Annotated in this window: 13 protein-coding genes; 11 read left to right on the forward strand and 2 right to left on the reverse strand. The window is 64.8% G+C overall.

Features of this window, described 5'->3' with window-relative positions; genetic code table 11:
• Positions 1-98 precede the first annotated feature (98 nt).
• From AC1C2M_RS09055 to phoA, 3 genes are all read left to right on the forward strand, one after another.
• Positions 99-962 carry a sugar phosphate isomerase/epimerase family protein gene (locus tag AC1C2M_RS09055; protein WP_495436033.1) on the forward strand — a complete coding sequence of 288 codons (864 nt, stop codon included), beginning with the start codon at positions 99-101 and terminating at the stop codon, positions 960-962.
• Positions 963-989: 27 nt separating this feature from the next.
• Positions 990-1,766, forward strand: coding sequence for an SDR family NAD(P)-dependent oxidoreductase (locus AC1C2M_RS09060; RefSeq protein WP_495436034.1), 777 nt, complete (start codon positions 990-992; stop codon positions 1,764-1,766).
• An 874-nt stretch (positions 1,767-2,640) separates the two neighbouring features.
• Entirely contained in the window at positions 2,641-4,494 is a 1,854-nt protein-coding gene (gene phoA / locus AC1C2M_RS09065; RefSeq protein WP_495436035.1) for an alkaline phosphatase, read from the forward strand.
• 590 nt (positions 4,495-5,084) lie between these two features.
• On the opposite strand, the gene AC1C2M_RS09070 is transcribed toward phoA, so the two are convergent.
• Together AC1C2M_RS09070 and AC1C2M_RS09075 are read right to left on the reverse strand one after the other, a co-directional pair.
• Positions 5,085-5,402 carry a putative quinol monooxygenase gene (locus tag AC1C2M_RS09070; protein WP_495436036.1) on the reverse strand — a complete coding sequence of 106 codons (318 nt, stop codon included), beginning with the start codon at positions 5,400-5,402 and terminating at the stop codon, positions 5,085-5,087.
• A 26-nt stretch (positions 5,403-5,428) separates the two neighbouring features.
• Positions 5,429-5,554: a hypothetical protein gene (locus AC1C2M_RS09075; RefSeq protein ID WP_495436037.1), complete on the reverse strand. Its 126-nt coding sequence runs from the start codon at positions 5,552-5,554 to the stop codon at positions 5,429-5,431.
• Positions 5,555-5,634: 80 nt separating this feature from the next.
• Here AC1C2M_RS09075 and AC1C2M_RS09080 point away from each other — a divergent pair, with 80 nt between their 5' ends.
• The 8 genes from AC1C2M_RS09080 to AC1C2M_RS09115 are packed head-to-tail and all read left to right on the forward strand — an operon-like array spanning position 5,635 to position 12,961.
• On the forward strand, positions 5,635-6,399 hold the full coding sequence (locus AC1C2M_RS09080) for an IclR family transcriptional regulator (protein WP_495436038.1): 765 nt from the start codon (positions 5,635-5,637) through the stop codon (positions 6,397-6,399).
• A gap of 21 nt (positions 6,400-6,420) precedes the next feature.
• Positions 6,421-7,431 (forward strand): TAXI family TRAP transporter solute-binding subunit, encoded by a 1,011-nt coding sequence (locus AC1C2M_RS09085; protein WP_495436039.1) that lies wholly within the window; start codon positions 6,421-6,423, stop codon positions 7,429-7,431.
• Entirely contained in the window at positions 7,428-9,431 is a 2,004-nt protein-coding gene (locus tag AC1C2M_RS09090; protein WP_495436040.1) for a TRAP transporter permease, read from the forward strand. The genes AC1C2M_RS09085 and AC1C2M_RS09090 overlap by 4 nt, the downstream gene beginning before the upstream one ends.
• 3 nt (positions 9,432-9,434) lie before the next feature.
• On the forward strand, positions 9,435-10,610 hold the full coding sequence (locus AC1C2M_RS09095; RefSeq protein WP_495436041.1) for an amidohydrolase family protein: 1,176 nt from the start codon (positions 9,435-9,437) through the stop codon (positions 10,608-10,610).
• Positions 10,607-11,389 (forward strand): fumarylacetoacetate hydrolase family protein, encoded by a 783-nt coding sequence (locus AC1C2M_RS09100; protein WP_495436042.1) that lies wholly within the window; start codon positions 10,607-10,609, stop codon positions 11,387-11,389. Before AC1C2M_RS09095 ends, AC1C2M_RS09100 begins: the two co-directional genes overlap by 4 nt.
• The gene (locus AC1C2M_RS09105) at positions 11,386-11,838 is read left to right on the forward strand and encodes a nuclear transport factor 2 family protein (protein WP_495436043.1); all 453 of its coding nucleotides are present in this window, start codon (positions 11,386-11,388) and stop codon (positions 11,836-11,838) included. Before AC1C2M_RS09100 ends, AC1C2M_RS09105 begins: the two co-directional genes overlap by 4 nt.
• Positions 11,835-12,212 carry a cupin domain-containing protein gene (locus AC1C2M_RS09110; protein ID WP_495436044.1) on the forward strand — a complete coding sequence of 126 codons (378 nt, stop codon included), beginning with the start codon at positions 11,835-11,837 and terminating at the stop codon, positions 12,210-12,212. Before AC1C2M_RS09105 ends, AC1C2M_RS09110 begins: the two co-directional genes overlap by 4 nt.
• Positions 12,209-12,961, forward strand: coding sequence for an HpcH/HpaI aldolase family protein (locus AC1C2M_RS09115; RefSeq protein ID WP_495436045.1), 753 nt, complete (start codon positions 12,209-12,211; stop codon positions 12,959-12,961). Before AC1C2M_RS09110 ends, AC1C2M_RS09115 begins: the two co-directional genes overlap by 4 nt.
• Positions 12,962-12,975: the final 14 nt, after the last annotated feature.

The raw sequence follows: 12,975 nt of genomic DNA on the forward strand, positions 1-12,975 counted from the left end.
GGGCAACATAAAACTGCTAGCCGTTGACTGTTGACAGTGGAATCCGTAGTCTCGATGCACCGCGGTTGTCACGCACCGCTGACACTCAGAGGATCACAATGACGTTTCACCCTCGCCTCGGCTGCTCAACGATCAGCTTCCGGCACCAGCACCTGACCGACGCCCTCAGCACCATTCGTGCGGCAGGTTTCGAGGAGATCGACCTCGGCGCGCTGCCCGGCGTCTGCGACCATGTCCCCTTTGTTCTCGATGCGGATGCCGTCGGCTCGGTCGCCGAGACGGTCCTTACGTCGGGGCTGCGGGTGCGTTCGGTGAACGGCGATATCGGTGACCTGAACCGGGTGCTCTCAGCCGATGAGCGGTCGGCTCGGCAGGAGCACCTCGACATGTTGCTCTCGCTGACCCGGGCCATCGGTGCACGGGCGCTCGTGCTGCCGTGCGGTGCGCTCGACCACGAACCTCTCCGCAGCCTCGACCAGGACCTCGACGCGGTCGCCGCCGAGCTGATCGCCGCGTCGGATCGGGCCCGCGCGGCCGGGGTTGAGCTCTGGACCGAGTCGCTCCACTACTTCCGCCTGTGCTGGAACATCGACCGCGCGGCCCAGCTCACCGACCGGCTCGCGGGTACCGACGTGGGCATCGTCATGGATTTCAGCCACATCACGGCATCCGGTGGGTCGCCGATCGACTTCGTGGACCGGTTCGGCCCGGCCATCAGGCACGTCCACCTGCGCGACGCCGTGCCGGGCAACATCCGGTTGAGCATCGGCAACGGCGTTGCCGACTTCGCCGGTGGGCTGCGGGCGCTCGCCGAGTCGGGTTATCGCGGGCACTTCTCACTCGAGCTGGAAACCGGCGACGTGACGGATGCCGAGCGGCCGGCGGCGGCCGTCGCGGCGGCATCCGTTCTCTCGCCCCTTCTCGCTCGCGCCGATCCAGCCCCTCACTCTCTACTTTCCTGACTGCCCAACCGATCTCAAGGAGACATCATGACCGACACCATCCAGCGCAGCGCGGTTCTCACGGGCGCTACCTCCGAACGCGGAATCGGGGTGACCACCGCCAGGCGTTATGCCCGCGAGGGGTGGGCGATCGTCATTCTCGACCTCGACGGGGAGAAGTCTGCGGCGGTCGCGGCGGAGATCGGCGCGGAGTTCGGGGTGCCGGCGTTTGGGCACCGGGTGGATGTGGCTGACGAGGCGTCGGTGCTCGCCGCCCAGGAGGCCGTGGCCGGCGAGGTGGCGGCCGGGCGGCTGCCCGCGGTCGGGGCGCTCGCGAACATTGCGGGTATTACGTCGCCGGTGCCGTTCCTGGAGACGACGCTTGAGCTGTGGAACAAGGTGATGGCGGTCAACGCGACGGGCACCTATCTCGTGACGAAGGCGTTCCTGCCGGCGATGATCGAGAACCAGTGGGGGCGCATCGTCAACATGTCGTCGGTGTCGGCGCAGCGTGGTGGTGGCGTGTTTGGCAAGGTGCCGTACTCGGCGGCGAAGGCGGCGATCCTCGGGTTCACGAAGGCGCTCGCGCGGGAGCTCGGCGACAACGGGGTAACCGTGAACGCGGTGACTCCTGGTGCCGTCGACACGAACATCCGCGTGGGCAGCACTCCGGAGCAGGAGGAGGCGATTGCGGCGGGGATTCCGCTCGGGCGGACGGCGACTGCCGAGGAGGTGGCGGCTGTGATCACGTTCCTGTCGTCGCAGGACGCGGGGTACGTCACCGGGACGACGGTCGACATCAACGGGGGGAGCCACATCCACTAGGGGCCGCGGGTCCTCCCCGTCGCGCCATCTAGTTGAGCGCTGCACTTCCATGCTCGGGCTGCAGATACTTCTGCAGCGTGGACATGGATGTGCCGCGCTCGGAGCGCACGCGTGGTGGGTGCGGGCCGCGCGCACCCACGCTAACTGTCACTTTGTCTGCGGATGCCGCCCGCCGGCATCCGTTCGGGTGAGTGTGTGGTGCGGGGTGACGCGGTTCGAGTGACACCTGTGGTGGGTGACGCGGTTCGAGTGACACTTGTGGTCGGTCTTGCCCACGCGCACCCACGTTAACTGTCACTTTGTGTGCGGATGCCGCCCGCCGGCATCCGTTCGGGTGACAGTTGTGGTGGGTGTGCGGCGCACCCGGCGGCCCGCCGATGCGACACCGGCTATGACCAGCCCCACGATTCGAGTGACACCTGTGGTGGGTGTGGCCCGCGCGCACCCACGCTACCTGTCACTTTGTGTGCGGATGCCGCCCGCCGGCATCCGTTCAGGTGACAGTTGTGGTGGGTGCCACGGTTCGAGTGACACTTGTGGTGGGTGCAGGCCGTGCGCACCCACGTTAACTGTCACTTTGTCTGCGGATTCCGGCGGGCGGCATCCGCTCAGGTGACACCTGTGGTGGGTGTGGGGCGCTCGCACCCACGTTAACTGTCACTTTGAACGCGGATGCCGTCGGCTGGCTTCCCCTGGGGAGCCCCGGCCAGTCGCGACGAACGGTCACCCCCGGTTCGCGACCCGTTCACGCGGAGTTTGCCCGCGCCCGCTTGGGTGGGAGCGTCCGCCACTCGACGGACGCGAGACTCTCACAGGGGAACAACCAACAATGCATGCACCTGACACCGTGCGCCGGCGCCGAATCGTGACGTCCGTGGCATCCGCAATGCTGATCGCGGGGATCAGCATCGCCTCTCCGCTCGCCGCCTTCGCGGCGCCCGACGACAATGGTGGCGCAGCGCGCAACGACTCGGACCAGACCGAGGCGCTCCGCCAATCGATCCTCGACAGCGATGCGAAGAACGTCATCCTGCTCATCGGCGATGGGATGGGCGACAGCGAGATCACCGTCGCGCGCAACTATGCCGAAGGGGCCGGGGGTGAGTTCGCCGGAATCGACGCGCTTCCGCTGACCGGCCAGTACACGACCTACGCGCTGAACAAGGACGGCAGCCCGAACTACGCGTCCGAGTCGGCGTCGACGGCGTCCGGCTGGTCGACGGGAACCAAGACCTACAACGGGGCGCTCTCGGTTGATATCGCGGGCGAAGCCCAGTCGACGCTGCTCGAACTCGCCAAGGCGAACGGCCTCAAGACGGGCAACGTGTCGACGGCGGAGATTCAGGATGCCACACCAGGCGCGGAGATCGCGCATGTGTCCGCGCGGTCCTGCTACGGGCCGACGGCCACCACGAAGACCTGCCCCGAGGCGGCGCTGGAGAACGGCGGGCTCGGCTCGATCTCGGAGCAGCTGCTCAATGTGCGCCCCGACGTGACGCTCGGTGGTGGTTCGAAGACCTTCACCGAAACGGCGGTCGCCGGGCCGTGGCAGGGCAAGACGCTGTTCGAGCAGGCCGAGGATCGCGGCTACCAGCTCGTGAATGACGCCGCTTCGCTCGCCGCGGTGTCGGCGGCCGACGCGACGGCGCCGGTGCTCGGCCTCTTCACCGAGGGCAACTTCCCGACCCGCTGGATCGGTCCGGAGGCCACGGTGGGCGGTGGAGACCTGCCCGCCGTCAGCTGCACCGAGAACCCGGCGCGGCTCGACACCGGACTCTCCCTCGGATCGTTGACCAGCAAGGCCATCGACCTGCTGGCATCCGACGACCAGGGCTTCTTCCTCCAGGTCGAGGGCGCGAGCATCGACAAGCGAGACCACGCAGCGGATGCCTGCGGCCAGATCGGTGAGACCGTCGATCTTGACGAGGCGGTGCAGGAGGCTCTCGAGTTCGCGAAGGCCGACGGCGACACCCTCGTCGTCGTGACCGCTGACCACGCTCACACGAGCCAGATCCTCGGTTCGACGCCTCCCGGCCTGAGCGCACACCTCCTCACCGAAGAGGGCCAGCCGATGATCGTCGGCTACGGCACGGCTGAGGCCGGCGAGTCGCAGCAGCACACGGGTTCGCAGGTGCGCATCGCCGGGTACGGACCGGGCGCGGCCAATGTGGTCGGGCTCACCGACCAGACCGACCTGTTCTTCACCTCGGCGAACTCACTGTCGTTGAACCGCGACCTGGCCTCATTGAGTGCGGATGCCACGCTGTCGCTGTCCGCGTCGGCCGTGAAGCCCGGTGAGGAGTTCACCGCTTCGGTCGACGGTCTGGACGCCGACTGGCAGGTGGGCGGTGTGCTCGAATCCGACCCGGTCGACCTCGGCCAGGTTGACGTTCTGCGGGGCGACGCATCGTTCACGGTGACGGCGCCCGCCGAGTTGGGGGAGCACACCGTGACCCTCACTGGGGCGCAGACGGGGACGGTGCTGACGGCATCCGTCGTTGTCGCTGAAGATTCGGCGGCTGTGCCTGTGCCTGTGCCGTCGGCGTCGGCTGATCCTGCGGCGGGGGCTGGTTCGGCTGCCGGGGGTGGTTCGGGCCTGGGTGGTTCGGGCGTGCTCGGCTCGACGGGGGCGGTCGTCGGTCCGCTGGCGGCGCTCGCCGCGCTGCTGATCGCGGCCGGCACGGTGCTGGCGCTGCGCTACCGGCGGAGGCACGGGCTGCTCGCGTAGGTTCTGCGCTTGCACGGGCAGCTCGCGTAGCTCTGCGCTTGCAGGGGCCGACGGTCACTTCGGTGGCTGTCGGCCCCTTCTTGTACTACCTATTCGAGCGCTGCACTTCCATGTTCGCGCTGCAGATACTTCTGCAGCGCGAACAAGGATCTGCCGCGCTCGGCGGGCAAACCTGCGCTGGGCACTCACCCGCGTTGGGCTCACCCGCGCTGGGCGCTCGCCCGCGCTCAGCGCTCACCCGCGCGACCGCCGGCATCCGTTGCGCGGGGATGCAGTCACGCCGTCGACTCGAGCGCTGCACTTCCATGTTGGGGCTGCAGATGCTTCTGCCGCGCGAACAAGGATCTGCCGCGCTCGGCGGGCAAACCTGCGCTCAGCGCTCACCCGCGCTGAGCTCACCCGCGCTGGGCGCACCCGCGCTCGGCGCTCGCCCGCGCTCGGCACCCACGCTCAGTGCGCACCCGCGCGACCGCCGGCATCCGTTGTGCGGGGATGCGGTCACGCGATCGACTCGAGCGCTGCACTTCCATGTTGGGGTTGCAGATACTTCTGCAGCGGGAACAAGGATCTGCCGCGCTCGGCGGGTCGTTTTAGAGCGAGCCCTGGATCTCGTTGCCGGCGGGGAGCGGCTCGAGGCGGGTGACCTCGACGGGGCGTGCTAGCTTGCCCTCGAGCGACTTGTTGAGTGCGGCGACGGCTTCGCCCGCGCCATGGGCGTCGAGGAGCTCGGCGGATTCCCACTTCTCGATCATCATGATCGTGTTCTCGGGCGTCCGGTGGATCGCGTACAGAATGCACCCGGGTTCCTCGTGCACGGCAGCGATGGCCGGCAGGAGTGCTTCGTGGACGGCGTCGAACTGGCCGTCGACGGGAACGAAATGGGCGGTGACAACAATCGGCTGGGTCATGTTGCCCGATGTTACCGGTCGTTCCGTTAGCCCGCGGAGGACGGGCCGCTCACGAGCGTGAAGCGGGCCGCGTCGATAGTCGCGTCGGTGGCCGCACCGGGGGCATCCGAGAATTCGAGAATCCGAGCATAATCGTCCTGATCGTCTCGCATTTTGAGACCGCTTCAGATTCGTGCGCGGAATCTCTCGAATGTCGTTGACGTCCGTCAATTGCCATCGATACATTCTCGTCATGCGCAACGATGCCTCGGATAGCAAGACTTCGATCCAATCGATCGATCGGGCTGCGAGCATCCTCACGATGTTCACGGTGGCGAACCCGCGACTGTCCCTGAGCGATATGAGCACCCGACTCAACCTGTCACGCGCGACGGGGTACCGATACGTTTCAGCACTGCGTAAAGCCGGCCTGGTGCGATACGACGAACTCTCCGGAATGTACACCCTCGGAACTCGAGTGCTCGAGATGGCCACGATCGCTCTCGCAGGTCTGCCGGTCATTGCCGTCGCGGAGCCGATTCTCGCTCGTCTTGTCGCTGAGACAGGCGAGACTGCCGTGTTGAGTATTTGGGATGGTGAGTCGCCCGTAGTTGTGCGTTCCAACGATAATTCGACCCGGAGCATTACCGTGCGCGTGCGCGAGGGGTATCGGCTTGGCCCGACATCTGCACAGACCAAGATCTTCATGGCCGCAGGGACATCGCTGCGCACCACGAATGGCGTCGTGCATTCGCTTGGTGCCGCTGAGGCGAAGAGAATACTCGCCCACCCCGCGCTGATCCACACTAATCGTGAGCTCGGGATCCGAACCATCGCCGCGCCCGTCTACTTCGGCGACAAGATAACCGCGGTTATGGCGATCGTTGGGACCACGGCAACCGTCCCTGACGACATCGCGTCTCGCCACGTGGCGCGGCTTGTCGCTGCCACGCGTGAGGTCAGCGAGGGCCTCCCGCACCCCGAACATACAACCGGCATCACCGACATCGCCCGATAACACCCGATTCAAAGGAGAATCATGTCCCGAACTTCTCACCGCGCCGTTGCCGCAGGATTGGCCGTTGCGACGACCCTGTTGCTCGCATCGTGTGCTTCCCCGGAACCAACAGTCGAACCCAAGGCGGCCGCCGTCGAGAAAACGGGCGAGATTCCTGAGGAGTATCGCCGTCTCGTGCTTGTGGGTGCGTCCCAAGGAGGTGCCCTCTATAACTGGGTGGTCGCCGCCTCCCAGATCTTCAACGACGAACTGGGAATGGAGACGTCGGTGCAGGCCGGGGCGACGCAGGCGAATGCCCTCGACCTGGAAACCAAGGTCATTCAATTTGGGACCACGTCCCCACTCGATCTTGTGCAGGTGTCGGGAGATGCCGACGCAGTCGAATCCGGCAGCCTCCGGACGCTCATCAACGCGATGTCGACCCCGTTCCACATCGTCGTCGCGGCTGACGCCGGCATCGACAGTATTGAGGATCTTCAAGGCAAGAGCATCGCTACGGGTGTGACCGGCTCGATCGAGTCGGAGATCGCGTTGACGATGCTCGAGTGCGCGGGCGCCGAAGCGTCATCGATCCAGAACATTGGGAAGACCGAGGGGGCTGCGGCATTCAACGACGGATCGATTGACGCCTGGACGGGTCTCGGGAGCATCCCTACCGCTGCTTTCCTCGAGGTATTCGAATCCAATCGGGGAGCGAAGATTCTTCCCCTCGACGGTGACACCGCCGATTGCGTGGCCGATAAATTCAGCTACCTAACCGAGGCTGAAATTCCAGCAGGAACTTACCCCGGCCAGGACGAGGACATCGTCAGCCTGACTCAGTGGTTCTACGGAACGGTCACGGAGGACATGCCGGACGAGGTGGTTGCGATCCTGTTCGGTGCTCTCATCGAGCACCACGACGCGTTCGTAACGTCGCTTCCGTCGGCCGAGGGCGCAACGGCCGAGAATACGGCGGAATTCGTAGGCTTCCCGATTCATGACGGGACACTCAGCGTCCTCGACGAGCTCGGCGTTGAGGTGAAGGAGTGACCGTCAAAGAGCTCGAATCTGACGTCGCGGTCGACACTGCCGGGGAGCCGGATGCCGACCACAGCTCCGCGGTGGCGCGGTTTGCGTCAACGCACGGTGTCGACAAGGTGCGGCTGGGGCTAACGATAGTTCTTGCTGTCGCCTGGACAGGCTGGCAGGTCTGGATCGGGGTCACGGTCACCCCCTCACCCGTGCACGCGCGGTCACTTCACCTCGCGTTCGGCCTTGCGACCGCGTTCCTGCTCGTCCCCGGAATACTGTCGGCGAGGTCCAAAAAGCTTGGTCTCATTGGCGACATTGTTTTGGGCTCGGCCGCGGTGGTCGCGCTCATGCACCTCTTCATCAGTTTCAACAACCCAGACTTCCGTCGCGTGGTGCAGCCCGAGGTCATCGACCTCGTGCTCGCCGTTGTTCTCATCGTCGTATTGCTTCTCGCGCTCTGGCGGGTCACAGGCCTGGCGTTGGCGATTACCGTCAGCATCGGACTTGCCTACGGATTTCTTGGACAGTTCGTCCCTGGCCCGGCTGGACACGCAGGATTCGCACCGCAGCGCGTGTTGTCGATCCTCTATTCGACCCTCGATGGCATTCTGGGCTCCACGACCGGGGCATCAGCGACAACCATTTTCCCGGTGCTGATGTTCGGTGCGATGCTGCTCACGCTCGGCGGCGGTCTTTTCTTTACCGCGCTCGCAATCTCGCTCTTCGGGCGAATGCGTGGTGCGGGAGGCAAGATCGCGACCGTCGCGGCGGCGCTCTTTTCCACCGTCACGGGTACCGGAGGCAGTGGTGTCGCGGCCACGGGGGTGCTGACCATCCCGTTGATGAAAAAGACCGGCTACTCCGGCACCCGTGCCGCCGGAATCGAGTCGGCCGCATCGGTCGGCGGTCAGATTCTGCCGCCTGTCATGGGCGCGTCTGCGTTCGCGATGGCAGAATTCCTCTCGCTTCCGTACAGCCAGATCGTCACGCACGCGCTCATCCCGGGTGTGCTCTATTTCGTGACCGTCTTCGTGATGGTGCACCTTGAAGCGCGCCGGATGGATCTCAAACCGCTCAACCGTGACGAGATTCCTCTCGCCCGTACGGTGCTCGCGAGCGGATGGCATTTCCTTGTTCCGCTTGTCGCGTTTGTCGTGCTGATCGCGGTCATCCAGGTCTCACCCGCGCGTGCGGCCATCTGGTCGACCGGACTGCTCATCGCCCTTGAGTTCGGCCGGCGCATTGTGATGCGCCAGAAGCTGCAGCTCTCGGACCTGATCGACGGCTGCGTTCAGACAGCGCGCAGTGCGATCATCGTGGCGGTGGCAGTCGCTGGCATCCAGATTCTGATCGCGGTGGTCGGTTTGACCGGCCTCGGAATCAAACTGTCTTCGCTCCTCCTCGGCATCGCCGGTGGCAATCTGCTTGTGCTGCTCGTGCTCACGATGATCGCGTCGATCCTGTTGGGAACGGGGCTGCCAACGCTGCCGACATACATGGTCCTGGCGGTACTCATCGCTCCGGCTCTGGTCGAGTTCGGTGTGCCGCCGGTTGCCGCACACTTCTTCATCCTGTATTTCGGAGTGTTCAGCGACCTCACGCCGCCGACTGCACTCGGCCCAACAATCGCGGCAGGGATAGCGAAAGCGCCGGTACTGAGATCGATGATGTCTGCGATGAAGTACGGTCTGCTTGGATTCGTCCTCCCATACATGTTCATCGCCTCCCCAGGCCTCCTCATGCTCGCGGGTCCGGCCGAAGCGATTCTCGCGACAGTGACCACCCTCGTTGTCATCGCGGTGGCAGGGGCAGGGCTTACCGGATTCGGGCTCGTTCGTATGGATGCCGTGGAGCGAGCGCTTGCGCTCGTCGTCGCCGTGGGCATCGCGATCCCGGTTCTGGCCGTCCAGAGTGTCGCGCTGGCAGTTGCTGCCGTGATGCTCCTCTGGCAATTCATCCGGCTTCGGCGCTCAAAGAGCACCGAACCCGCACCCCTCGCCGCCAACGGAAAGGCCTAAGTCATGACCGAGCAACACGAAATCGACACGATCATCAGAGGGGGGTCAGTCGTTGACCCAACAAGCGGGACTGACGGTGATGTCCTCGACATCGCCATCGATCCAAATGGCATCGTCGCAGCGATCGCTCCCCACATCGATGCCGCAGCAGTCAGGGAGATCGATGCCAGGGGCAGAATCGTCACGCCCGGCATCATTGACATTCACACACACATTTACGAGGGCGCCTGCAAGGTCGGACTCAACGTCACAGAGGCGCACTATCGCCGGGGAGTTGTCGCGGCAGCTGATGGCGGCACCGCAGGATCGTCGACGTTCAGCGGTTTCAACAAGTTCATCGTTGAGCCCGCTCCGCTCCGTGTCCTCTCGTTCCTGAACGTGTCGGTGCTCGGGCTCGTGGATCAGCGGTATGGAGAACTCATGAGGCCAGAAGCGCTTCATCCCGAGGACATCCGCGAGGTCTACCTCGAGCATCGTGACGTGATCAAGGGACTCAAGATCCGGCTTTCGCACGACATCGTTCCGGCGCAGGAAATGATCGAAACACTTCGCCGTTCGGTTGCCATCGCACAGGAACTCGGCATCCCGCTGATGGCACATGTCGGCCACACGGAACAGAAGCTGAGCGAGATCGTCGCCGAGCTGAGCGCGGGCGACATCGTGACGCACTGTTTCACCGGAAAGGGCAACGGCATCCTCACCGACGGCCACGTCGATGAGACGGTGCTCGCCGCACGCGAACGCGGGGTGCTCTTCGACGTCGGTCACGGCACGACGCAGATGTCGTACGGCATCGCACGAACAGCCATCGCCCAAGGGTTCCCACCTGACCTCATCGGGTCGGACCTGTCGAAGAACAACTGGAAGACGCCGGCATTCGACCTCGCGACTGTGATGTCAAAGCTGATCGCCCTCGGCATGCCGCGAATTGAGGCGGTGCGCGCGACGTCGACGACCCCGGCCGACGTGCTGCGGATCAGAGACGAAGGCTACGGGGCGCTCACCCCGGGCCTGCCTGCATTCCTCACGATCTTCGATGAACAAGCCGAACCCGTGACACTTCCGGATGCCGCGGGTGACCAGCTCGCGGTCAATCGTTGGGAACCGACGATGTCGGTGCTGGGTGCGGTTCACAACGAGTCCGCGCCGTGGCGCGGACGTCAGGTGATCCTGGCGTGAACCTCGTTGCGACCAGGGGCGGTATCGGGAGCCTCACCGACGATGGCATCGACATGCTCGATCTCCCCCAGACGAGCCTGGAGGATCTCGTGGCGGACTCCGGCTGGCGGGAACGACTCAACGCAGCACGGGTGGTGGGGCGGGAGGCGACGAGCGCGATCGTGGCCCCTTTGCGGCCGCGTGCTTTCTGGCTGGTCGGTTCGAACTATCCCGGCAGATCGAGTGACATCCCTGAACGGCCGGCGTTCTATCTGAGATCCACCTCATCGCTGAGTGGCCCGGGTGACACTGTCGCGATGCCTGCCGGTCTCGAGGTGCATCCGGACGCCGAGGTAGCCGTGGTCATCGGGACGCGAACCCATCGGATCGACGAGGACGATGCGTGGGAGGCCCTCGCGGGCATCACTGCGTGCAATGACGTCACGGCTCGGAACCTGCTCGACGGCGGCCGTGGCGTGGCAATTGCGAAGAGTTCGCCAGGCTTTGGCGCCCTCGGTGGGAGCCTCCGGCTGACTAACGGGCCCATCGACGTCGACATCGAACTCGACGTTGACGGCGAATCTCGCCAACGCGGCGGTTCGCGCGAGATGTTCTTCAGCATCGCTGAACTGGTCGCCCGGTTGTCGTACCTCACGGTGCTCGAGCCCGGAGACGTGATCGCGACAGGAAGCCCGTCGTCGTCGTCGATGTCGAGGCTTGAGCACGGTCAGACGGCCACCGTGCGCGTGAGTGGCGTTCATCCGCTCACAACGAAATTCATCCACGAGGAGAAATCATGATCGTGCAGCACGACGCGGAACAACTCATCCTGAGAACCTGGCGGATGATCGATGCCGACGGCGGAAGAAATGTCGAACAACATTTTACGGAGGCCGGTGTCATCCGTTTCGGTGGAGCGGTCAACCAGGGTCACGATGAGATCCGACTTGTTTATGAACAGCGTCGGAGCCGCGGCGAGCGGGCGTCGAGGCACCTCGTCGCCAACATCCTGTGGTCGCTTGACCAGGAAACTCTGGTGGCTGAGTACTCGATGATTCTCTTCGCCGCAGACAGCGTGGTGCCAGCTCCGACCGCTGCTCCGATCGCGGTCTTCGACGTGAGGGACACCATCATCGATTCCGAACACGGTTTTCTCATCGCGGAACGTGTACTCTCCCCGATCTTCACGGAGCCCGGGAAAGGGATGGCCGTTTCGTTCGATCAGCCCGCGAAGGAGGCAGCGCGATGAGGGACGGCATCCTGCACGGGAAGGTGGTGCGCTGGGACGATATTCCTGAGGACCGGCCGCGCCCGGGCATTCGGCGACGCGGCTACGCGACCGACAACATCCAGATGGTCCTCAATACGTGCGATCGCGATATCGAACTGCGGCCCCATTCCCACAGCGACCATGACCAGCTGGTGTACATAGCGAAGGGGAGGGCACTCTACTTCGTCGACGGTGAGCCGCACGAGATGGGACCCGGCTCGATGATGCTCGTGCGCGCGGGTTCGGAGCACTATATCCAGCCGCTTGAAGACGGGGTCGAGAACATCGACATCTTCGTGCCGCCACGCGATGACCTGATGCCGATTTGTCCGATGCCGGAGGGTGACGGATGAGCACTGGTCAGACTGACGGCGCTGCCATCGGCATTTTCGTCAAATCGCCCGACGTGGAGGGTGCCAGGATCGCGGCATCCGCCGGCATCGACTTCGCAATCATCGACCTAGAGCACAGCATGCTGGACTTGTCGGCCGCAGCGTCACTCATCGGCGTCTTTGTCGACAATGGCGTCGAGGCGATCGTTCGACTCCCGGCGCCCGACAGTGTTGTGACGGGGAAGGTGCTCGAGTGTGGTGCCGCCGCCGTGCAATTATCTTCGGTCGTTAGCGTTGCCCAGGTGCATGAGACGGTCGAGGCCGTGGCCTACCCGCCGGTTGGGCGAAGAGGGGTGTCGTTCGCTCACCGTCAGGCGCGCTGGGGGCTCAGCGATCCCGCCGAGTACCTCGCGACTGCGCTGAGGGCACGGGTCATCGTGCAAATCGAAACAGCGACCACTATCGATTCACTCGAAGACATCCTTGCGGCTGGTGCTGACGGTGTGTTCATCGGAGTGGAAGATCTCCGGGTGGATTGTCGTGTGGCGGGGGTCGATTTCGACGCCCGATTCGACGAGGTCGTAAGGGCCGCGGACCGCGCGGGAATCTCCTGGGGATGCCCGACGACGCCCGCGGCGGTTGCGGATCTCAGGCGCCGCGGGGCGCAGATGCTCACAATCGGCGCCGATCGCGCCGTGTATGCCCAAGCCCTTTCAGCCCGGTTGGAGACGGCGAGGCGGTCGCCCAGGGACGAGGCGCGGCAGGTGTGAGCGCCGGCGTTTAG

Source organism: Mycetocola sp. Y444 (genome assembly GCF_059445295.1).

Coding starts and splice junctions, on each gene's coding strand:
- AC1C2M_RS09055 (WP_495436033.1), top strand. CDS start 99: ATGACGTTTCACCCTCGCCTCGGCTGCTCAACGATCAGCTTCCGGCAC.
- AC1C2M_RS09080 (WP_495436038.1), top strand. CDS start 5,635: ATGCGCAACGATGCCTCGGATAGCAAGACTTCGATCCAATCGATCGAT.
- AC1C2M_RS09095 (WP_495436041.1), top strand. CDS start 9,435: ATGACCGAGCAACACGAAATCGACACGATCATCAGAGGGGGGTCAGTC.
- AC1C2M_RS09110 (WP_495436044.1), top strand. CDS start 11,835: ATGAGGGACGGCATCCTGCACGGGAAGGTGGTGCGCTGGGACGATATT.
- AC1C2M_RS09075 (WP_495436037.1), bottom strand. CDS start 5,554: ATGCGAGACGATCAGGACGATTATGCTCGGATTCTCGAATTCTCGGAT.
- AC1C2M_RS09115 (WP_495436045.1), top strand. CDS start 12,209: ATGAGCACTGGTCAGACTGACGGCGCTGCCATCGGCATTTTCGTCAAA.
- AC1C2M_RS09070 (WP_495436036.1), bottom strand. CDS start 5,402: ATGACCCAGCCGATTGTTGTCACCGCCCATTTCGTTCCCGTCGACGGC.
- AC1C2M_RS09060 (WP_495436034.1), top strand. CDS start 990: ATGACCGACACCATCCAGCGCAGCGCGGTTCTCACGGGCGCTACCTCC.
- AC1C2M_RS09085 (WP_495436039.1), top strand. CDS start 6,421: ATGTCCCGAACTTCTCACCGCGCCGTTGCCGCAGGATTGGCCGTTGCG.
- AC1C2M_RS09105 (WP_495436043.1), top strand. CDS start 11,386: ATGATCGTGCAGCACGACGCGGAACAACTCATCCTGAGAACCTGGCGG.